The sequence below is a fragment of the Yoonia maricola genome, assembly GCF_002797915.1.
In the GTDB taxonomy this organism is placed as follows: domain Bacteria; phylum Pseudomonadota; class Alphaproteobacteria; order Rhodobacterales; family Rhodobacteraceae; genus Yoonia; species Yoonia maricola.
Genome location: NZ_PGTY01000001.1, coordinates 114,452 through 135,059 on the forward strand (window position 1 = coordinate 114,452; position 20,608 = coordinate 135,059).

At 57.0% G+C, this 20,608-nt stretch carries 20 protein-coding genes; 14 read left to right on the forward strand and 6 right to left on the reverse strand.

Translation table 11 applies throughout. The features are described from left to right. Nucleotides 1-25: 25 nt before the first annotated feature. Nucleotides 26-1,165, reverse strand: a complete 1,140-nt coding sequence (locus BC777_RS00645) for an alpha-hydroxy acid oxidase (protein WP_211095313.1) — start codon at nt 1,163-1,165, stop codon at nt 26-28. Nucleotides 1,166-1,303: 138 nt separating this feature from the next. On the opposite strand from BC777_RS00645, the gene BC777_RS00650 reads away from it, so the two are divergent. After that, nucleotides 1,304-3,697 carry an ATP-dependent helicase gene (locus BC777_RS00650; RefSeq protein ID WP_100366249.1) on the forward strand — a complete coding sequence of 798 codons (2,394 nt, stop codon included), beginning with the start codon at nt 1,304-1,306 and terminating at the stop codon, nt 3,695-3,697. Here BC777_RS00650 and BC777_RS00655 read toward each other — a convergent pair. Beyond that, entirely contained in the window at nt 3,694-4,293 is a 600-nt protein-coding gene (locus BC777_RS00655; RefSeq protein WP_100366250.1) for a LysE family translocator, read from the reverse strand. The two genes, BC777_RS00650 and BC777_RS00655, sit on opposite strands and share 4 nt — an antisense overlap. Nucleotides 4,294-4,365: 72 nt before the next feature. On the opposite strand from BC777_RS00655, the gene BC777_RS00660 reads away from it, so the two are divergent. Then, nucleotides 4,366-4,818: an Lrp/AsnC family transcriptional regulator gene (locus tag BC777_RS00660; RefSeq protein ID WP_100367937.1), complete on the forward strand. Its 453-nt coding sequence runs from the start codon at nt 4,366-4,368 to the stop codon at nt 4,816-4,818. Nucleotides 4,819-5,204: 386 nt separating this feature from the next. Here BC777_RS00660 and BC777_RS00670 read toward each other — a convergent pair whose 3' ends face one another. Next, on the reverse strand, nt 5,205-5,576 hold the full coding sequence (locus BC777_RS00670; RefSeq protein ID WP_168769031.1) for an immunity 22 family protein: 372 nt from the start codon (nt 5,574-5,576) through the stop codon (nt 5,205-5,207). A 216-nt stretch (nt 5,577-5,792) separates the two neighbouring features. Next, on the reverse strand, nt 5,793-6,281 hold the full coding sequence (locus BC777_RS00675) for a GNAT family N-acetyltransferase (protein ID WP_100366253.1): 489 nt from the start codon (nt 6,279-6,281) through the stop codon (nt 5,793-5,795). 196 nt (nt 6,282-6,477) lie between these two features. On the opposite strand from BC777_RS00675, the gene BC777_RS19580 reads away from it, so the two are divergent. Continuing rightward, nucleotides 6,478-6,612 carry a hypothetical protein gene (locus tag BC777_RS19580; RefSeq protein ID WP_281251748.1) on the forward strand — a complete coding sequence of 45 codons (135 nt, stop codon included), beginning with the start codon at nt 6,478-6,480 and terminating at the stop codon, nt 6,610-6,612. A 399-nt stretch (nt 6,613-7,011) separates the two neighbouring features. Here the strand turns inward: BC777_RS19580 and BC777_RS00680 are convergent, their stop codons facing one another. Further along, nucleotides 7,012-7,227, reverse strand: a complete 216-nt coding sequence (locus tag BC777_RS00680) for a DUF1127 domain-containing protein (RefSeq protein WP_100366254.1) — start codon at nt 7,225-7,227, stop codon at nt 7,012-7,014. A 250-nt stretch (nt 7,228-7,477) separates the two neighbouring features. Between BC777_RS00680 and BC777_RS00685 the strand changes: the two genes are divergently transcribed. The 11 genes from BC777_RS00685 (at nt 7,478) to murD (ending at nt 19,351) form a co-directional block, all read left to right on the forward strand. After that, on the forward strand, nt 7,478-8,551 hold the full coding sequence (locus BC777_RS00685) for an Mrp/NBP35 family ATP-binding protein (protein ID WP_100366255.1): 1,074 nt from the start codon (nt 7,478-7,480) through the stop codon (nt 8,549-8,551). Next, nucleotides 8,548-9,033: a GNAT family N-acetyltransferase gene (locus BC777_RS00690; protein ID WP_100366256.1), complete on the forward strand. Its 486-nt coding sequence runs from the start codon at nt 8,548-8,550 to the stop codon at nt 9,031-9,033. Before BC777_RS00685 ends, BC777_RS00690 begins: the two co-directional genes overlap by 4 nt. Before the next feature lie 580 nt (nt 9,034-9,613). Next, nucleotides 9,614-10,108 carry a division/cell wall cluster transcriptional repressor MraZ gene (locus tag BC777_RS00695; RefSeq protein WP_100366257.1) on the forward strand — a complete coding sequence of 165 codons (495 nt, stop codon included), beginning with the start codon at nt 9,614-9,616 and terminating at the stop codon, nt 10,106-10,108. A gap of 3 nt (nt 10,109-10,111) precedes the next feature. Next, nucleotides 10,112-11,092, forward strand: coding sequence for a 16S rRNA (cytosine(1402)-N(4))-methyltransferase RsmH (gene rsmH, locus BC777_RS00700; RefSeq protein ID WP_100366258.1), 981 nt, complete (start codon nt 10,112-10,114; stop codon nt 11,090-11,092). A gap of 1 nt (nt 11,093) precedes the next feature. Then, a complete protein-coding gene (gene ftsL / locus BC777_RS00705; RefSeq protein ID WP_168769032.1) occupies nt 11,094-11,453 on the forward strand; it encodes a cell division protein FtsL in 360 nt (119 codons plus the stop codon). Further along, nucleotides 11,450-13,234 (forward strand): peptidoglycan D,D-transpeptidase FtsI family protein, encoded by a 1,785-nt coding sequence (locus tag BC777_RS00710; protein ID WP_100366259.1) that lies wholly within the window; start codon nt 11,450-11,452, stop codon nt 13,232-13,234. The genes ftsL and BC777_RS00710 overlap by 4 nt, the downstream gene beginning before the upstream one ends. A 13-nt stretch (nt 13,235-13,247) precedes the next feature. Next, nucleotides 13,248-14,735: a UDP-N-acetylmuramoyl-L-alanyl-D-glutamate--2,6-diaminopimelate ligase gene (locus BC777_RS00715; RefSeq protein WP_100366260.1), complete on the forward strand. Its 1,488-nt coding sequence runs from the start codon at nt 13,248-13,250 to the stop codon at nt 14,733-14,735. Further along, on the forward strand, nt 14,732-16,165 hold the full coding sequence (locus BC777_RS00720) for a UDP-N-acetylmuramoyl-tripeptide--D-alanyl-D-alanine ligase (RefSeq protein ID WP_100366261.1): 1,434 nt from the start codon (nt 14,732-14,734) through the stop codon (nt 16,163-16,165). The genes BC777_RS00715 and BC777_RS00720 overlap by 4 nt, the downstream gene beginning before the upstream one ends. A 10-nt stretch (nt 16,166-16,175) precedes the next feature. Next, on the forward strand, nt 16,176-17,258 hold the full coding sequence (mraY, locus tag BC777_RS00725; RefSeq protein WP_100366262.1) for a phospho-N-acetylmuramoyl-pentapeptide-transferase: 1,083 nt from the start codon (nt 16,176-16,178) through the stop codon (nt 17,256-17,258). Continuing rightward, nucleotides 17,171-17,911 carry an SDR family NAD(P)-dependent oxidoreductase gene (locus tag BC777_RS00730; RefSeq protein WP_211095314.1) on the forward strand — a complete coding sequence of 247 codons (741 nt, stop codon included), beginning with the start codon at nt 17,171-17,173 and terminating at the stop codon, nt 17,909-17,911. The genes mraY and BC777_RS00730 overlap by 88 nt, the downstream gene beginning before the upstream one ends. Nucleotides 17,912-17,950: 39 nt before the next feature. Next, nucleotides 17,951-19,351: a UDP-N-acetylmuramoyl-L-alanine--D-glutamate ligase gene (gene murD / locus BC777_RS00735; RefSeq protein ID WP_100366264.1), complete on the forward strand. Its 1,401-nt coding sequence runs from the start codon at nt 17,951-17,953 to the stop codon at nt 19,349-19,351. Between the two features lie 18 nt (nt 19,352-19,369). On the opposite strand, the gene BC777_RS00740 is transcribed toward murD, so the two are convergent. Further along, the gene (locus tag BC777_RS00740) at nt 19,370-20,548 is read right to left on the reverse strand and encodes a BaiN/RdsA family NAD(P)/FAD-dependent oxidoreductase (protein WP_100366265.1); all 1,179 of its coding nucleotides are present in this window, start codon (nt 20,546-20,548) and stop codon (nt 19,370-19,372) included. Between the last annotated feature and the right edge of the window lie 60 nt (nt 20,549-20,608).

The following is a 20,608-nucleotide window of genomic DNA, read 5'->3' on the forward strand; positions in this document are numbered from 1 at the left end:
GGAAAACTGGGATCGTCCATAACGATTAATGGGTAGATCGCAGCCGATCTGGCAGGTTTTTGAGCGTTTTCGTACCCAATTGGCCCATATTGCTGATCATGTCCTGCCGCAGGATATCCAGCACATGGGCCGCACCCGGTTCCCCTAGCGCGGCCAATCCATAGTGGAAAGCACGGCCAAGCATCACGAAGTCGGCGCCGCGTGCGAGGGCGCGCAGGACGTCGAGCCCCCCTTCGATGCCGCTGTCGAAGATGACGGGCAGGTGGGTGGCAGCGCGGACCTGAGGCAGCGTTTCGATGGTCGCGGGCCCGCCGTCAAACTGGCGGCCTGCATGGTTGCTGACCCAGATCGCGTCAGCCCCCTCATCAGTCAAGCGGGCGGCGTCATCTGCGTTGCCGACGCCTTTGACGATCAGCGGGCCGTCCCAGACATCACGCAGGGATTTGAAGTAATCCCAATCAGGCGATGTGCGCAGCAGGTAACCTATATGTTCGTTCGAGGGCAGGGTGCTTTTGACGTTGGAATAGCTTTCCATCAGGCGCAGGCGTGGCATGCCGGTTTTGCGGATGCCGTTCAGCCATGCGGGGCATTGGGCGGCCTGCATCGCCAGACGCGGGGTGAGTTTGGGTGGCTGGGTCAGCCCCCCGCGTGTCTGCCGTTCACGGCGTGATGCGACAGGGACATCAACGGTCAAAACGATGGTGTGAAATCCGCTGTCTTTGGCACGTTTCAGAATGTCATCGCGGATGCCCGGATCGCGGGGTGGATAGAGTTGGAACCAGGCATGTTCGTCTGCATACGGGCCGACGTCTTCAGGCAGTTGGCTGGCCACGGTTGACAGCGTGAAGGGGATGTTTTCGCGCGCGGCTGTCCGCGCCAGCATCTGTTCTGCGCCGGGCCAGATCAGGCCGGACATGCCGACAGGGGCGATGCCGATAGGCAGCGGATGGGTTTGCCGCAGAAGGGTTGCGGACAGATCGGGCGTGAATTCGCCGTGCAGGATCGAGGGGTTCAAAAGCACTTGATCCAACTGGTCGCGGTTGCGCCTTTGCGTGGCCTCTACCCCGGTCGCACTGTCGAGGTATTCCCAGACGAAATGCGGGATACGGCGACGCGCGCGGGCTTTCAGATCAGCGATGGCGGGATAACGGCTGTGCAGGGTCATAGGGCGCACGCTATTGTGCGCGTGGTGCGTTTGGCAATGGGCGGGTGCCTCCGGCTGAGGTATTTTGGAAAATGAGAGGGGTGGAACGGAAGTAGAACAAGCCTTTTCACGCGGTGCGGATGGCGCTATGAGTAGGGGATGAGCAGTTTTTCCGAAGATGACGCCTTTGAGGCCGCCGCTGTACCGCTGAGCCAGCAGGCGATGGCGCGGCCGAGTGCGGCTTATCTGGATGGGCTGAACCCGGCGCAACGCGAGGCGGTTGAGACGCTCAGTGGGCCGGTATTGATGTTAGCAGGTGCTGGGACAGGCAAGACGAAGGCGCTGACGACGCGGATTGCCCATTTGCTGGCGACGGGCACTGCCAGACCACATGAGATTTTGGCGGTGACCTTTACCAATAAGGCCGCCCGCGAGATGAAATCGCGGATTGGCGGGCTGATGGGCGAAGCGGTTGAAGGGATGCCGTGGTTGGGCACTTTCCACTCGGTCTGTGCCAAGCAGTTACGCCGGCATGCAGAACTGGTTGGATTGAAATCGAATTTCACCATTTTGGATACTGACGATCAAATCAGGCTGATGAAACAGTTGATTGAGGCCGCTGGCATCGATCACAAACGTTGGCCCGCGCGGATGCTGTCGGGCATTATTGATGGCTGGAAGAACAAGGCGCTGACCCCCGATAAGATCCCAGTGGCTGAAAGCGGGGCGTTTGATCACAAAGGCCCAGAACTCTACGCCGCCTATCAGCGCCGCTTGCTGGACCTAAACGCCGTCGATTTTGGCGACATCCTTTTGCATATGGTGACGATCTTTCAGAACCACCCGGACGTGTTGGCGCAGTACCAGCGCTGGTTCCGCTACATTCTGGTGGACGAGTATCAGGATACCAACGTCGCCCAGTATATGTGGCTGCGCCTACTGGCCGCGTCGCATAAGAACATCTGTTGCGTGGGTGATGACGACCAGTCCATCTATGCCTGGCGTGGCGCTGAGGTGGGTAACATCCTGCGGTTTGAAAAGGATTTTCCCGGCGCCCATGTGGTGCGGTTGGAGGAGAATTATCGCTCGACCCCGCATATTCTGGCTGCTGCTTCAGGCGTGATCGCGGCCAATAAGGGACGGTTAGGTAAGACGCTGTTCACCTCGCGCGAAGATGGCGAAAAGGTGCGCCTGATCGGCCATTGGGATGGTGAAGAAGAGGCCCGCTGGATCGGCGAAGAGGTTGAGGCGATGCAGCGTGGGACACGGGGCATGGCTCCGATGGGTCTGGATGATATGGCGATCCTTGTGCGGGCGTCGCATCAGATGCGCGCCTTTGAAGATCGGTTCTTGACGATTGGTTTGCCGTATCGCGTGATTGGCGGCCCGCGGTTTTATGAGCGCATGGAGATCCGCGATGCGATGGCCTATTTCCGGCTGGCCGTCAGCCCTGAGGATGATCTGGCGTTTGAACGGATTGTGAATACACCCAAACGTGGTTTGGGGGATAAGGCCGTACAGACCATCCAACGGACCGCGCGGACCAACGGTGTATCGCTTGTTGAGGGTGCGCGGTTGGTGTGTCAGGGCAAACTGCTGGGCGGCAAGGGGCTGAAAGAACTGACCATTCTGGTTGCCAGTCTGGACCGCTGGCATGCGCAGGTGCGGGCCGAGGCGGATACCCATGTTGAACTGGCCGAGATGATCCTTGATGAAAGCGGCTATACCGGATTTTGGCAGAACGATAAGACGCCAGAGGCGCCGGGGCGGTTGGAGAACCTCAAAGAACTGGTGAAGGCGCTGGAGAATTTCGAGAATCTGCAAGGCTTCCTCGAGCACGTCAGTCTGATCATGGATAACGAGCAGGAAGAGCAGGGCGAGAAAGTCAGCATTATGACGCTGCACGCCGCTAAGGGGCTGGAGTTTCCGGCTGTGTTCCTGCCGGGGTGGGAGGATGGCTTGTTTCCTTCGCAGCGATCGATGGATGAAAGTGGCATGAAAGGCCTCGAAGAGGAACGCCGCCTGGCATACGTCGGTATCACCCGCGCGGAAGAGATTTGTACCGTGTCCTTTGCCGCGAACCGCCGCGTCTATGGCCAATGGCAATCGGCGATGCCGTCGCGGTTTATTGATGAGTTGCCGCAAGAGCACGTCGAAGTGCTCACGCCACCCGGTCTTTATGGCGGCGGCTATGGTGCGGCTGGCATGTCTGCCTCAGCCTCCCCTGCGATGGCGGGCATGGTGGGCTCGGACCTGCATGAAAAGGCGCATAAGGCGGATGTCTACAACTCGCCCGGCTGGAAGCGCTTGCAATCGCGCAGCCAGCAGCGGGGGATGTCGATGCCTTCTGAGGCGCGCAATATGACGATTGATATGGATGCGGTCAGTGCCTTTACCGAAGGCGAGCGGGTGTTTCACCAAAAGTTCGGCTATGGCGAGGTGATGGGGATTGAAGGCGATAAACTGGTGATCGAGTTTGACAAGGCCGGATCAAAGCATGTCGTGGCGCGGTTTATCGTGAGCGCGGACAATGCGGATGATGTGCCGTTTTAGGTCATCAGCATCGGATAAAGCGACACCACCAACAGCACAGCCATCGACACGTTGAATACCCGCAACCGTTTGGCGGTGCCCAGCCAGCGGCGTACTTGCACGCCGATCCATGCCCAGACAGTGACGGACGGTAGGTTTACGGCAGAGAAGACAAGCGCAACCATCACAGCGCCAATGAGCACGCCGTTGTCCTGCGGGGCATAGGCGCTGATGGCGGTGATGGCCATGAACCATGCTTTGGGGTTCACCCATTGAAAGGCAGCCGCCTGAATAAAGGTAAAGGGTTTGCCGGTCACCTCGCTCGCCTCTGGCGCGACGGCGTTGGCGATCTTCCACGCGAGCCAGAGCATATAGGTCGCACTCAGCACTTTGAGGAGTATGTTGAGGATCGGATAAGTTTCAAACACCTGCAACAGAACAATCCCCACCATCACCACCATAAAGGCATGGCCCATTGAGATGCCCAGCATATGCGGCACAGTCCGGCGCAGGCCATAGTTGGCGCCCGATGCCATCAACATCAGGTTATTGGGTCCTGGTGTGATGGAGCTGGCAAAGGCAAAACCGACGAGGGCGATGAGAATTTCATAGGTCATTGCGCAATATTACGCAGGTATTGGCACAATGAAATTGCTTTGGTGCGATGTTATCAGGTATATCTGCAACTTATGATGAAGATTGATCTAATAAACGACAATATATTGCGCACCCTGTCTCGCGATGGCCGCATGAGCAATCTGCAACTGGCTGACAAGGTTGGGCTGTCGCCCTCGGCCTGTTTGCGGCGTGTGCAGGAATTGGAACGCAGTGGCGTGATCAAAGGCTACCGCGCCCGGCTTGATCCTGAACAGACCGGGCGGGCTTATGTGGTGTATGTGGCGGTTGGGCTGGCAGAACACACCAAGGCGGCCCAGACCGGGTTTGAGCAAGCAATGGCACGCGCCGATGAGGTGGCGGAGTGTCACAACGTGGCCGGGGCGTTCGAATATATGCTGCGCGTCGAGGTCGCTGATTTGCCGGCCTATAAGGCATTTCATACCGAGATATTGGGGACGGTGCCGCATGTGCGGTCGATCACGAGTTACATGGTGATGGGGACGCCGAAAGATGTCAGAGGGTAGGGATGCGGTGCGACATGTCAGTTATGCGGGGCAAGGGATGATTTCGCTGCGGTTGCGCCAATGGCGGCTTTAGGTGAATGGCATGGGTCACAAACGGTCATTTGCACTGGTGACACAAACGTTGGGTTTTGACCGATTTTCTTGTTGAAGCTGACGTTGAATTTGCATTTGTTGGACAACCGCTGAGCGGACTTTTGAGACATTCGCTGCTTTGACACCAATGGTTGGTACTGGCTACTTCGCGACATGAGCGGCATCAAGCCATTCTGAAGCCTTCGTCATCATTTGGGATGAACTTGCCGCAATGCGGCGGAAAAAGCAGCCGTTCATGTGCGGTGCGGCGAAAACTGACGCCTAGATGACCCGGTCGCGGACGAAGCCGACTTTCATTTTCGATAGGAAAATTGCCCAAGGTACGTCATGGAAACCCCTGTTTTCTCGATGTTCATCGGGGTTCTAAACTCTTTCGCGTCAGCCAGGATAAACAGATTTGCGTCCTGCAGCTGAGAGGCCCTTGCTGCTTCGAGCACCTGTTCTAGGTAAAATTGGGAATAGCTGTTGAGCCTTATCAAATCTTCGAGAGCTTCTCCGTTGCCCACTCGATATTCAATGAAGTCATGATCGTAGCGCCTTTGGCCCTGAGACGCGGCAAAGCCGTTTAGCGGCCTAGCTCTGTCTTCATATTGCTCTTCGAAAAGTTCCGCCAAAGCAGTGTCGCTCTGAAAGCGACCTAACCAGAGATGAAGGTGTTCATTCAAAATCCACTGCTCCTCTTAAGAGACTGGTTTCAGGGAATATGGCGAGACGAACCAATCTTGCAACGTCATAGTTCGGCTGAAAAAATAGTCTCCAACCCGCGATTTGTTATCGTCAGCACAGGTGGCCGCACATCGTGATGGTCCGATGACCACATTGAGCCCAGACTACAAGAGTTCTGCTTTGCAGCGAATGTCCAGTGCAACGGTTGGGTGCTCTCAGGGATATAGATATGACCTCAACATCGGGTCTTCAGAAAATGATGTGTCGCTGACCTGCATCCCTATCTTTTCTGCGACACGGATTGATTCCGTGTTCGAAATTCGAATTGTCGAAATGATCGAACTAAACTCTTCTGAGGCACGCTCGATGACGGCTTTAGCTGCCTCGGTGCCATAACCTCTACCTTGATATTGTTTGCGTATAGCGTAGCAAATCATCGGGAACGGTTCCCACGGTATCAGCCCACAAACACCTACAAAAACTGCGTCCTTCGTTTCAACTGCCCAGATGCTGTAGCCAAGCTCTGAGTGTTCAGCAATTCGATTGTTTAGCCAGCGCTCCGCCTCTGAAACAGTTTTTGTTTCGAAAATCCGGCCTCCTGAAGTTTCTGATCCGAGGGTAAGGAACACCGGCTCCAGATCACCCTTTGAGAGTTCGCGTATTGTCAGCCTAGAGGTGACAATTGGTACAAGTCGTCGTCGCATGTTTGTTCCAGTCTCCTGACGAAAACATCGTGCCACATGACTTCATCACTGGTAAGCCGACATCTGGGACAACTCGACGGACGGCAGGTTTGCGCAACTCGTGTCCGTTAATGCGCCGCGCAGCATCCGTTAAAGAGGGCTCAGACCAGTTGTTAGCTGCATTTTGTCCGAACGACTGCTTGCGGACAAAAACCCCATGACAGAGCTTCTCTGCCAAAAACGGTCGTTTTTGTCACTGGCGGCGACGCGCCCGAAAGCATTGAAAAATCTTGTGCCACAATCCCTTGGCGAAACGCGGATTGATTTTGTCACATTCTTGGCTGCATCCTGAGGAGCGGACGTTGGTATACGGTGCATCATCCAGTACGCTGGCCCCAAATCGAATTTACCCACAACACATCCACCCCTAAAAACAAAAACGGCCATGTCCGGGAGGAGGTGGACATGACCGTTCTTATTTATCAGCGCCCCCTCGCGTCTCGGGAGGAGAAGAAGCGGGGCGCATCCTCGCTGGCATTGCTCGGGAGGAGGTGAGCGCCGCCAGCGGTATGATCGGTTCCAACCCGGGAGGAGGATGGGCGGTTCCGAAACTTGTGTCATAAAGTGGCGGCATCCGGGAGGAGGTGGATGCCGCCACCTTATATGTGACCCAAACCTCGGGAGGAGGTGAGGTGTTGGGCCTTGTCCAGATCTGCCTAAAGGGAGGAGGCGACAGATCCGAATTCTTGAATTACTTGCCGTAGGCCGCTTCGTAAGCGATGCCTTTGATCATGCTGCGCGAAATGCCCAGATCGGCAAGATCGCGGTTGGAAAGCGTTTCCAGTTCGGACAGTGTTTTCCGGTAGGTTTTGCGTTTTGCGGCATTGTCAGCAAGCTGCGCGCGGAAAGCGGCAAAGCGTGTGGACAAGGAGTTGCCAGCGAGGAATGTTTCTGTTTGTACGGTCATCTTACTACTCAGTGTTATTCAGAATGCAGCGACTTTTGCCGCGCTGTTGTGATAAGGATGTATGATTATGCTGCAGTTGCACAATGCCCGATTGCGCAATGCTGCTATGCAGAAAATGCATAAACATTCCTGACCTATCGTTATCAATCTGTCGTAATTTTGTGCATCTGTTTCCAGGCCCTTGCGATTTGCCTGAAACATGCCAGATGGTGGTTGGAATTTAGACAGTTTAAAAACTTGAGGGCTTCTTATGACTGTGACCCGTGATGACATTCTAGGTGCGCTGTCCCGACTCACCTTGCCCGGCGGCGATGATCTGGTGTCGCGCGACATGATCCGCGCCCTGAATATTGAGGATGGCACAGTCCGTTTCGTGATCGAGGCCGCTGATCCGGGCGAAGCCGCCAAGATGGATGGTGTGCGCCGTGCCGCAGAAGATATCGTGCGTCGCTTGCCCAGTGTGGAAACTGTGACAGTTGTGCTGACAGCGCATGGCCCTGCGCCAAAACCGGCAGAACCCCCTTCATTGAAAATCGGTCGCCACCCGACACCGCAGGCGGGCCCTGCCAAGGTTTCTGGTGTGGATCGTATTCTTGCCATCGGTTCGGGCAAGGGTGGTGTAGGCAAATCGACTGTTTCGTCGAACCTTGCTGTGGCCTTGGCCCGCGAAGGCCGCCGTGTTGGCCTGTTGGATGCAGATATCTACGGACCTTCCCAGCCGCGCATGATGGGGGTGAATAAACGCCCTGGCAGTCCTGATGGTAAGACGATTATCCCCTTGCAGGCGCATGGTGTCACGATGATGTCGATTGGTCTGATGATGGAAGAGGGCAAGGCCGTCGTCTGGCGTGGCCCGATGTTGATGGGTGCGTTGCAGCAGATGCTGGGGCAGGTGCAGTGGGGCGAGCTGGATGTCTTGATTGTTGATTTGCCGCCCGGCACGGGTGATGTGCAACTGACCTTGTGCCAGAAGACAGAGTTGACGGGGGCTGTGATTGTCAGCACCCCGCAAGATGTTGCCTTGCTTGATTCCCGTAAGGCGCTGGATATGTTTAGCTCGCTGCGCACGCCCGTACTGGGCATGATCGAGAATATGTCGACCTTTGTTTGCCCCTCTTGCGGCACCGAAAGCCATATCTTCGGGCAGGGCGGGGTTGCTGCCGAGGCCGAAAAGATCGGCGTGCCGTTCTTGGGGGCTTTGCCAATTGATCTGGACACACGTCTTGCAGGGGACGCGGGCACACCCATTGCCGCAGGCGATGGCCCGATGGCCGATGCCTATCGCGCGATGGCCCGCCGCTTTATCGAGGGCGGTATTGCTTGATTGATATCCGTGCAGCAACGTCAGCAGATTTTGATCTGATCTGGCCACTGTTGCGTGATGTCTTTCGCGCGGGTGATACCTACGCCGTTGATCCTGAGATCAGCAAAGAAGAAGCGCGCGCACTTTGGGTGACGCAGGCCCGTGTGACTTATGTTGCCGAAAGCGACGGCATGATTGTCGGCACTTACTACATCAGGACCAATAAACCGGGTGGCGGCGCGCATATCTGCAACTGCGGCTATATTGTCAGCCCGGCGGCGCGGGGGCAGGGGATTGCTGCCCGGCTTTGCGAACATAGTCAGGACCAAGCACGCCGCTTGGGTTATCGCGCCATGCAGTTCAATTTTGTGTTGGCCAGCAATGAAGGTGCTGTCCGCCTGTGGCATCGTCTCGGGTTCGAGACGGTTGGCACGATCCCCGATGCATTTGATCATCCTGTACTGGGTCTGGTCGATGCCTTTGTGATGTACCGCCGCCTGTAGCGGTTTGGTTTTTACATCACAGTCTTGGGAATTTATGGAATCAATGCGGATTTCGAATCACAATTCGCGTAAATTCTGGCTATCTAAGGCTCAATAGGGGCCTCTGTGTGCTTCAGGCAGCAGAAAAATTGAGAATATCTGTTAGCTGTCGCGATACCCGTATTTGACTATATGTAGTGGTCTGTGGCATCAAGTGCCCTACAATTATTGCAGTTTTGGCTGTTTGTTTGCAATATCTTGTTTGTTGGCGCCCCCGAAAACACCATCTAGTACCATGAATTCCCAAAAAGGTGTTGATCGGTGAGCGATCTGGTGTCACAACTGTTTCACGGTAATGACGGACACGACTTCAAACGGGGCAACTTAAGAACCCCAACCGGCACAAAAGCAGGTTTCATACAGGCTTCGCCATTACCGAAACTAGATCCGGCGCGTGAGCGAGCAGACATCCCCCCAGGTGGCACGCGCAGTCGGACTTCCCGTAAGGGACGAGGCGGCGGATTGATCAGTGGCAGCAGATCAATCCGCCGTTCTCACATCTAAGGCAAATTTCCGGGGGCAAGTTGAGGACCGAGGGACAGTGGTTCTGAGTTTTACAGGCGAACACACCCAAAAGGTGGACGGTAAGGGGCGCATGTCGATCCCTGCCGATTTTCGTCGTGTGCTCGAAGCGGGTGATCCAGAGTGGACCCCGGGCCTGTCGCCCCGCATGTACCTTCTTTATGGCGATCATCTGAAAAACCAGCTGCACGGCTATACGGTTGACGAATTCAACGCGGTTGTGGCGCAGATCAATGCGTTGCCGCGTGGGTCTTCGGATAAGAAGAAACTGTCGCGTTTGATCATTGGTCAATCCATCAAGCTGGACGTTGATAAGGATGGCCGTACCGTCATGCCCATCAAGCAACGCCAGAAACTGGGGCTGACGGATGGTGAGCTGACGTTCAGCGGGTTGGGTGACCATTTCGAGATTTGGAAGGCTGAGACATTCAGCAAAGAGGTTGCCGATGACCTCTCTGGCTGGCTTGGAGAGCAGGAGGATGGGTATGATCCTCTCATCCTTTTGGATGGTTAAACGATGTCTGCTGCCGCTGAAACCTCACCCCATATTCCTGTCCTGATTAGACCGCTCATCGCAGCGGTCTCGCCCGTTTCTGGGGTCTGGCTGGATGGGACGTTTGGGAACGGTGGATATACGCGAGAGTTACTGGCCGCTGGTGCGGATAAGGTGATTGGCGTAGACCGTGATCCGCTGGCGTTTGAAATGGCGGCGGATTGGATTGGTGGCTATGGCGACCGGATTCAAACGGTCGATGGTGTGTTTTCCAAGCTGGATGAATACGGGTCTGATCTGGATGGTGTGGTGCTGGATCTTGGTGTTAGTTCCATGCAGCTTGATCTGGCCGAGCGCGGCTTTTCGTTTATGCGTGACGGCCCGCTGGATATGCGGATGAGCCAAGATGGCCCCTCTGCCGCTGATCTGTGCAATGACGCGGATGAGGCAGAGCTTGCTGATATCGTTTACCTTTACGGCGAAGAACGTGCATCGCGCCGCATCGCCAAGGCGATTGTCGCAGCGCGCCCGCTCACTACGACATTGCAATTGGCAAAGATCGTGGAGGGGTGCTTGCCGCGTGCAAAGCCCGGTCAATCACATCCGGCAACGCGGACGTTTCAGGCGCTGCGTATTGCTGTGAACAATGAGTATGGCGAGTTGGCCGACGGGCTGATGGCGGCCGAACGCGCGTTGAAACCCGGCGGGCAGTTGGCTGTCGTGACGTTCCATTCGGTCGAAGACCGGATGGTCAAACGGTTCTTGCAGGCGCGGTCTGGCAATACCGCGAATGCGAACCGCTATGCGCCGGAAGTGGCGCAGATAACACCGGCGTGGCGTATCGAGAAGCGTAAAGCGATTGGGCCGGATGAGCAGGAACTGGCGGAAAACCCGCGTTCTCGTTCCGCCAAGCTGCGTGTCGCGATCCGCACGGATGCGCCGGCTGAAGCGATTGATCCGGCAAAGCTGGGCATGCCGATGAAGAAACAAAAGGGGGGCCGGTAAGGTGCGTGGTCTGTTTTATGTACTGACAGCTTTGGCTGTTATGGGGCTCGCGTTTTGGGCCTATCAGGAAAACTATAAAACGCAGTCGGCGATTGCCGAGGTGCGCGGATTGCACGGTGAAATCGGTGCGGCGCACGAGCGTTTAGGTATGCTGCGCGCTGAGTGGGCTTATCTGAACCGCCCGGATCGGTTGGCTGATTTGGCTGATCTGAACTTTGACCGTCTTGGCTTACTTCCGCTGATGCCCGACGCCTTTGGCGCGGTTGATCAGATCATCTACCCATTGCCCCCGATTTTGCCGATTACGAACCCGATTGAACTGTCCTTTGACGAACGCGCCGCGATGGAAGGTGACCTATGAGTCGTGCACCACTTCGTCCACTGGCCCGTATCCTCAAGGCACGTGCTCGCGGTGAAAACCCTGACGCGATTGAGGCTGAAAACCGTGCCCGCCGACATGAGGCGATGGCCGACAAGCAGCGCCAACGCGCCGAGGGGCGTTTGCTGGTTCTTGGCTTGGCATTCTTTTGCGCCTTTGGTCTGATCGGGATGCGCATGGGCGCTTTGGCGTCTTCCGTCCCTGAGGAGCCAAGCGCCTCTGCTGTAGGTAACCCGATTATCGGGCAACGCTCTGATATAATTGATAGAAATGGGCGTATTTTGGCAACAAACCTTGCCACCCATTCGCTGTATGCCCACCCGCGTGACATGATTGATCCGGCCTATGCCGCCAAAGAGCTGGCCGAGATTTTCCCCGAATTGGATGAAGCCGAGCTGCTGAAAGACTTTGAAGGTGATCGTCGGTTCCTGTGGGTCCGTCGTCAGATCAGCCCAGAGCAAATGCAGGCTGTCCACGATATTGGCTCACCCGGCCTTCTTTTTGGTCCGCGCGAGATGCGCCTTTATCCTAACGGCCCGATTGCCGCGCATGTTTTGGGTGGTGCCAGTTACGGCCGCGAAGGTGTAGCCAGTGCTGAGGTGATTGGCGTGGCAGGTGTGGAGCGTCAATTTGATAGCTACCTGCGTGACCCCGCCAATGAAGGTGCGCCGCTTCAACTTTCACTTGATCTGACCGTGCAGGCCGCTGCCGAGCAAGTATTGGCGGGTGGTATGTCGATTATGAACGCAAAAGGTGCGACGTCCGTTTTGATGGACGTGCATACTGGCGAGATCATTTCGATGGTGTCGCTACCGGATTTCGATCCCAATAATCGCCCGCGCGTGCAAGCGACGGGTGATCAATCTGACAGCCCACTGTTCAACCGCGCGGTGCAGGGTGTTTACGAGTTGGGGTCCGTCTTCAAGATTTTCACCACTGCGCAGGCGATGGAACTGGGCCTTGTCAACGCCAACACCATGATTGACACGCAAGGCCCTTTGACATGGGGTCGGTTCCGTATTCGGGATTTCCGTAATTATGGTCCGGAACTCAGCACAACGGACGTGATCGTCAAATCCTCTAACATCGGCACGGCACGTATCGCCATGCAGATCGGGGGCGAGCGGCAGCGGGCGTTTTTGGATTCACTGGGGTTTTTAGAGCCGACACCGCTTGAGATGGTCGAAGCGCCGACTGGTAAGCCGTTGTTGCCACCCAATTGGTCGGAGATTTCAACGATGACGATTTCTTATGGGCATGGGCTTTCGTCATCTCCGGTGCATCTGGCCGCTGGCTATGCATCGTTGCTGAATGGCGGCACACGGGTTGAGCCAACTTTGCTGCGCCGGGATCATGTCGAACAGGGCCCGCGTATCGTGAGCGAAGCGGTGAGCGCACGTGCGCGTGAAATGCTGCGGCAGGTGGTTGTCCGCGGCACTGCGTCATTCGGTGAAGTGCCCGGATACGCGGTTGGCGGAAAAACCGGTACGGCGGATAAGCCGCGCGCGGCAGGGGGTGGTTACTATGATGACAAGGTGATTTCGACCTTTGCAACGGTGTTTCCGGCCAATGATCCGCAGTATGTTTTGATCGTCACCTTGGATGAACCTTCCGAGAATTCAGGTGACGAACCACGTCGCACAGCGGGTTGGACGGCTGTCCCTGTGGCGGCTGAAATGATCCGCCGCACGGCACCGCTTTTGGGCTTGCGTCCGCAAGTGGACACGCCTCAACAGGTCGGTGTAACACTGACCGCAAACTAGGCGAGGGCGGGCAATGAAATCACTGGCGGAACTGGGTCTGACGGCACGCGGCGCGCGCGAAGCGCAGATCACCGGGTTGGCTGTGGATAGCCGTGATGTGAAGCCGGGTTTCTTATTTGCCGCATTGCCGGGCGTGCAGGTGCACGGGGGTGAATTCATCCAATATGCGTTGCGTATGCAGGCCGGTGCGATCCTGACGGACGCAAAGGGGGCGGCGATTGCAGCTGATGTATTGGCGGCTTCTGATGCGGCTGTCATCGTGGCGCAAGACCCGCGACAGGCGCTTGCGCAGACAGCTTCGCTTTGGTTCGGTGCCCATCCCAAGACGGTGGTTGCGGTCACCGGGACCAACGGTAAGACGTCTGTTTCCACCTTCTGCCGCCAGATCTGGGAAGAGCTGGATTTGCCCGGTGTCAACCTTGGCACAACCGGGGTTGAGGGCGCATGGAACCACCCTCTCAAACACACGACGCCAGAGCCGATTACACTGCACCGCGTCATGGCTGAGGCTGCCAAGAACGGGATTTCCCACGTTGCTATGGAAGCCTCCTCGCATGGGCTGGATCAGCGGCGTTTGGATGGTGTTCTATTGACGGCTGCGGGGTTTGCGAATTTCAGCCAAGACCACCTTGATTATCACCAGACGTTTGAGGCTTATTTCGATGCCAAGATGGGACTTTTCCAGCGTGTCTTGTCCGAAGACGGCGTTGCCGTGATCAACTTTGACGACCCAAAAGGCACAGAAGTGGCCGCGATCTGTACCGCACGCGGGCAAGAGGTGATTGGCGTGGGCCGTCACCCGGATGCCCGCTTGCGCCTGACCGGCCAGCGGTTTGATGCAACCGGGCAGGATTTGCTTTTTGAATGGCAGGGCCGGGCACGGCAAGCGCGTTTGGAATTGATTGGCGGGTTTCAGGCAGAGAACGTCCTATTAGCCGCGGGTTTGGTGATCGCAGCGGGTGCTGACGCTGACGAGGTATTCGATACACTGCAATATCTGACAACTGTGCGTGGTCGCATGGAGTTGGCTGCCACCCGCCAAAGCGGTGCGGCCGTGTTCGTTGACTATGCGCATACACCAGATGCCGTTGAAACTGCGCTCAAAGCAATGCGCCCGCATGTGATGGGCCGGATCATCGTGATCGTGGGCGCGGGTGGCGATCGCGATGCAGGCAAGCGCCCTTTGATGGGGGCTGCGGCGGCGCAGCATGCCGATATCGTGATTGTGACGGATGATAACCCCCGCTCCGAGGATCCAGCGATGATCCGTGCGGCTGTGATGGCTGGTGCCGTTGATGCGGGTGGATCGGATAGTATCACCGAGGTCGGTGACCGGGCCGAGGCCATCTTGCGCGGCATTGATATGCTGGGCGCAGGGGATGCTTTGCTGATCGCGGGCAAGGGCCACGAGACAGGGCAAGTGGTGGGTGATACCGTGCTGCCCTTTGATGATGTGGAACAGGCGAGTGTCGCTGTGGCCGCCCTTGAGGGTTGGATATGACCGCACTTTGGACGTCCGCAGAGGCAGCTGATGCGACTGGTGGCCAAGCCACGCAAGACTGGGACGCGCAGGGTGTTTCGATTGATACGCGCACGATTGCGCAGGGTGATCTGTTTGTTGCGTTGAAAGATGTACGCGATGGGCATGAGTTTGTGGCACAGGCGCTGGAGAAGGGGGCTGCTGCGGCGTTGGTGACCCATCGTCCCGATGATGTGGACGAAGATGCGCCGCTTCTAATTGTGCCGGATGTGTTGGACGCATTGTGGGCCTTGGGGCGTGCCGCCCGGGCGCGGACCGGTGCCAAGATCGCGGCGATTACCGGGTCCGTCGGTAAAACCTCGACCAAGGAAATGCTGCGTGCCGTGCTGGAAAAACAAGGCAAATGCCATGCGGCTGAAGCGTCCTACAACAACCACTGGGGCGTGCCGCTGACATTGGCGCGGATGCCTTCGGATACGGATTATGCCGTGATCGAGATTGGGATGAGCAATCCGGGTGAGATTACGCCACTGTCGCAGATGACGCGCCCTCATGTTGCAATGGTCACCACTGTCGCAGCCGCCCATTTGGCCTCTTTTGATAGCCTTGCCGGAATCGCGGTTGAGAAGGCCTGCATTATGGATGGGTTAGAGCCGGGCGGCATTGCGGTGTTGAACAGCGATATCGAGACCAGCCAGATTTTGCAGGATCACGCGGTTAAATGCCGTGTCAAGCAGATATTGTTTGGTGAAACCGCCGCCGATTGGGCCGTCAAGGATGTGCGGATTACGGGCGATGTAACTGTGATCAATGCCTCTCGCGGTTCTGAGGACTATCTGTTCAAACTCTCTGTCCCCGGCCGCCATTTTGCGATGAATGCCGTTGGCGTATTGGCCGTAGCAGAGGCTTTGGGGGCTGATCCGGTTGCGGCATCGCTCGACATTGCGGGATGGGCGCCGCCTGCAGGGCGTGGCGCGCGCGAAGTGATCGTGACCGACGCAGCCAAAGATGGCGAAAGCCTTGAGTTGCTGGATGATGCGTTCAACGCCAATCCAACATCGCTCATAGCATCGCTTGAAGTGCTTGCCGCCTCGTCCCCGACAGACAATGTCGGCCGCATTATCAAAGGCCGCCGCATCGCGATCCTTGGCGACATGCTGGAGCTTGGTGACGCAGAAGAGGCGATGCACAGGGGCATGGCAGTGAACGCTGATCTTCAAAAGCTTGACCTGATCCATTGCGCGGGCCCCTTGATGCGCCACTTGTGGGAAGCGCTGCCGGAAGAACAGCGTGGATACTGGGTACAAACGGCGGCGGAACTGGTGCCGCAGGCACCGCGCCTTGTCGATGCAGGCGATGTGGTGCTGGTGAAGGGCTCCAAGGGCAGCAAAGTCAGCCTTGTCGTTGACGCCATCCGAAAACTCGGGCATCGCCGCTCGCAACAACAATAAGGTATTATAAATGTTATACTGGCTCACAGCGCTTTCGGACGGTGGCGACTTTTTTAACCTCTTTCGTTACATCACCTTCCGGGCCGGTGGGGCCTTTATGACGGCACTTTTGTTCGGGTTCATCTTTGGGCCGCCGCTGATCAACGTGTTGCGGCGCAGGCAGGGCAAGGGCCAGCCGATCCGTGATGATGGACCAGAGGGGCACTTCGTGAAGGCAGGCACGCCGACCATGGGTGGCCTGCTGATCGTAGGGGCGCTGACGTTTTCAACGCTTTTGTGGGCCAGATTGGACAATCCATTCATTTGGATGGTGTTGTTTGTGACCTTGTCTTTCGCGGCCATTGGCTTTGCCGATGATTATTCTAAAGTGTCCAAGCAGACCACTGCCGGGGTTTCCGGCAAGGTGCGGATTTTGCTGGGGATATTGATAGCAGGCGTCGCGGGATATTGGGCTGCGGCCTATCACCCGGATGATCTGAGCAATCAACTCGCCTTGCCGATTTTCAAGGATACGCTGATCAATCTGGGCATCTTGTTTGTGCCTTTTGCGATTATCGTCATTGTGGGGGCCGCCAATGCGGTGAACCTCACGGATGGCCTTGATGGTTTGGCGATCATGCCGGTGATGATTGCGGCAGGCACCTTTGGGATTATCGCCTATGCGGTGGGACGGACCGATTTTACCGAATATCTGGATGTGCATTATGTACCGCAAACCGGTGAAATCCTGATCTTTACGGCCGGTCTGATCGGTGGCGGCTTGGGCTTTCTTTGGTACAACGCACCACCTGCTGCGGTCTTTATGGGCGACACCGGATCGTTGGCCTTGGGCGGCGCATTGGGGGCAATTGCGGTCGCGACCAAACACGAGATCGTGCTGGCAATCGTTGGTGGCCTCTTCGTGCTCGAGGCGCTTTCGGTGATTATTCAGGTGCTTTACTTCAAGCGGACCGGCAAACGGGTTTTCCTGATGGCGCCGATCCACCACCATTATGAGAAAAAGGGGTGGGCCGAGCCGCAGATCGTGATCCGGTTCTGGATCATTTCACTGATCCTGGCGATGATCGGGCTGGCGACTTTGAAGGTGAGGTAGAACGGATGCAGACGGCTTTGGTCACAGGCGCGAACCGTGGCATTGGCAAGGCTATTGCTTCTGCATTGTTGCACGCTGGACTGGAGGTCCGTGTTGGCGCCCGCGATCTGGCCGAGGGCGAAGCAGTTGCGGCAGAGATTGGTGCGCAGGCAATGGCACTTGATCTGACCGACCCGCAGACTTTTCATGACGCGATTACAGACGTCACTGTGCTTGTGAACAACGCAGGCGTGTTGTGGGATGGTGGTGTTTTTGATGATCCGGGACGATTTGAAGAGACGCTACAGGTTAGTGTGAATGGTCCCTATGCGCTGATCCGAGCAGCATTGCCCGCTATGACGGCCGCGGGCTATGGCCGGGTCGTGAATGTCTCGTCCGATTGGGGTAGCTTCACACAAGGACTCGGTGGCGGTGGGGCCTATGCGATTGGCAAGGCGGCCATGAATGCACTTACCGTCATTGCGGATCGCGATACCCCTGATTTTATCAAGATCAATTCCATGTGCCCCGGTTGGGTGCAGACCCGCATGGGCGGCGCCGACGCGACCCGCTCGCCGGAAGAGGCTGCGGACACTGCCGTCTGGCTTGCGACTTTACCCGGTGATGGTCCTTCAGGCGGCTTTTTCCGCGACCGTGAACCGCTGTCGTGGTAGGGCGGCGTAAGATCACGGGATGTGTAAGAAGGTAGCGAAATGATTCCAGTTCAAGGGTTTCAAGGCAAGATAGTTGCGGTTTTAGGTCTCGGACGGTCCGGGCGTGCGGCGGCGGTGGCATTGGCTGCTGGCGGTGCGCAGCCTGTTGTCTGGGATGATAGTGCTGTCGCGCGGGATGCGGCACATGACGCAGGTCTTGATCTGCGTGATCTGACCAAGCCGGGTGCGTTTGCGGGTGTTGCCTGTCTTATCGTCAGCCCTGGCATTCCCCATCTTTATCCCGCCCCTAATCCTGTGATCGCCGCCGCCTGGGATGCGGACGTGCCTGTCGATAATGACATTGGCCTGTTCTTTCGGTCCTTTGCGACGGCAGATTGGGACAGTTTTGATATTCAGCCGCGTGTGATCGCTGTGACCGGGTCCAACGGCAAATCAACCACCGCCGCCTTGATCCATCATATCTTGGTTGAGAACGGACGCCCTGCCCAACTTGCCGGCAACATCGGGCGAGGGGTGTTGGACATTGAACCGGCCCATGATGGTGAGGTCGTGGTTTTGGAACTGTCCTCTTACCAGACTGACCTTGCGCGCAGCATGACACCGGATGTGGCCGTGTTCACCAATCTCAGCCCTGATCATCTGGATCGCCATGCGGGCTTGGGTGGGTATTTTGCGGCCAAGCGCCGCCTGTTTGCCGAAGGTGGGCCTGACCGTGCCGTTATTGGCGTGGATGAAGCGGAGGGTCGCTATATCGCCAATCAGCTGATCGAGGGGGCGGGGGATGATCGGGTGATCCGTGTCTCATCTGGTCAGAAACTGGCCGGGCAGGGGTGGAGCGTCTTTGCGCGCAAAGGGTTCTTGTCTGAGCATCGCAAGGGGCGGCAGGTCGGGTCGATTGATCTGCGCAGTATTGGTGGTTTGCCCGGCGCGCATAACCATCAGAATGCCTGTGCGGCCTATGCCGCTTGTCGGACCTTGGGCCTTGGGCCCAAGGGGATTGAGGCGGCAATGCAGAGCTATCCCGGGTTGCCGCACCGTAGTCAGCTTGTGGGTAAAAAGGATGGTGTGACCTTTGTGAATGACAGTAAGGCCACAAATGTAGAAAGCGCGGCGCAGGCCCTGCAGGCCTTTCCAACGATACGCTGGATTTGTGGCGGCTTGCAAAAGGAAGGCGGGCTGGGGGGGCTGTTGCCGCATCTGGGGTCCGTCGTGAAAGCTTATGTGATTGGCCGCGAGGCTGCGGATTTTGCCCGGCAGCTGAGCGGGGCAGAGGCGGAGGTTTGCGGGACGATGGACGTTGCTGTCGCGCGGGCTGCGGCCGATGCGCAACCGGGTGAGGTGGTGCTCTTGGCGCCTGCCGCGGCGTCTTTTGATCAGTATGACAGCTTTGAGGCGCGCGGGGACGATTTTATCAGACAGGCGAAGGTGGCTTTGGGGTAAGGTGGATCATGATCCACCTTACGATGCGGCAATGGCCTGTCCTGCCGCCCAGCCTGAGGACCAAGCCCACTGGAAGTTATAACCACCCAGCCAACCGGTCACATCCACACATTCGCCAATGAAATAAAGACCCGGAACTGTCTTTGACTGCATAGTTTTGGATGACAGCGCATCTGTGTCCACCCCGCCCAACGTTACTTCGGCTGTGCGGTAGCCTTCTGAACCTGCAGGGGTCAGCGTCCAATCTGAGAGGTGATCACAAAGTGCCGCAAGCGTGGCATCGCTTTGGTCAGCAATGTTGCCGGTCAGAGCGATCTCTTGGCTAAGATGATCAACCAGACGCGCTGGTAAATGTTGCGATAGAACTGTTGTCAGTGCCTTGCGTCCGTCGGTTTGGCGCTGGCCTTGTAATGCGGGCATCAAATCGCCCCCTGCGATCAAGTTGATCTTGATCGTCTCGCCTTCGCGCCAATAGGATGAGGCCTGCAGGACTGCCGGACCCGAAAGGCCGCGATGGGTAAACAGGATAGCCTCATCAAAGCTGGTATCACCCGCATGCACCCGCGCAGGTGTGGCGACGCCTGCTAGCGGTTTGAATTTTTCATCCGAAAACATGAGGGGTACCAAACCGGGCCGCGGGGTTATGACGGGCAGTCCGAATTGGGTGGCAATCTGATAGCCCAGCCCTGTCGCCCCCATTTTGGGGATGGACTTGCCGCCACAGGCAACGACCAGATTGCCCGCTGTGATTTGCCTTGTCTGCCCTTCGCGCTGTAAGGCAATGCTGAAACGGCTGCCATTATGGCTGATCTCACCCACCTCGGTTTGCAGCCAAAGCTGGGCACCTGCCTTGTCCATCTCGGCCCGCAGCATCGCGATGATCTCTTTGGCGCTATGATCACAAAAGAGCTGTCCGAGTGTCTTTTCATGCCAAGCAATGCCGTGTTGATCGACCAGATCGATGAAATCCCACTGCGTGTAGCGCCCCAGTGCGGATTTGCAGAAATGCTTGTTCTGGCTGATGAAATTCTGCGGACTGGCGTGCAGGTTCGTGAAATTGCAGCGTCCACCCCCTGATATCCTGATCTTTTCACCCGGTGCTTTGGCGTGGTCGATAATCAACACGCCGGGCCCTGCGTGGGCGGCGCACATCATACCTGCGGCACCTGCACCGATGATAAGGGTTTCAAATTCCATGGAGGCCCATATGGCGTAACCCGCAGGCGATATCAATTATTGCCAGCCTCTGGATGCCTC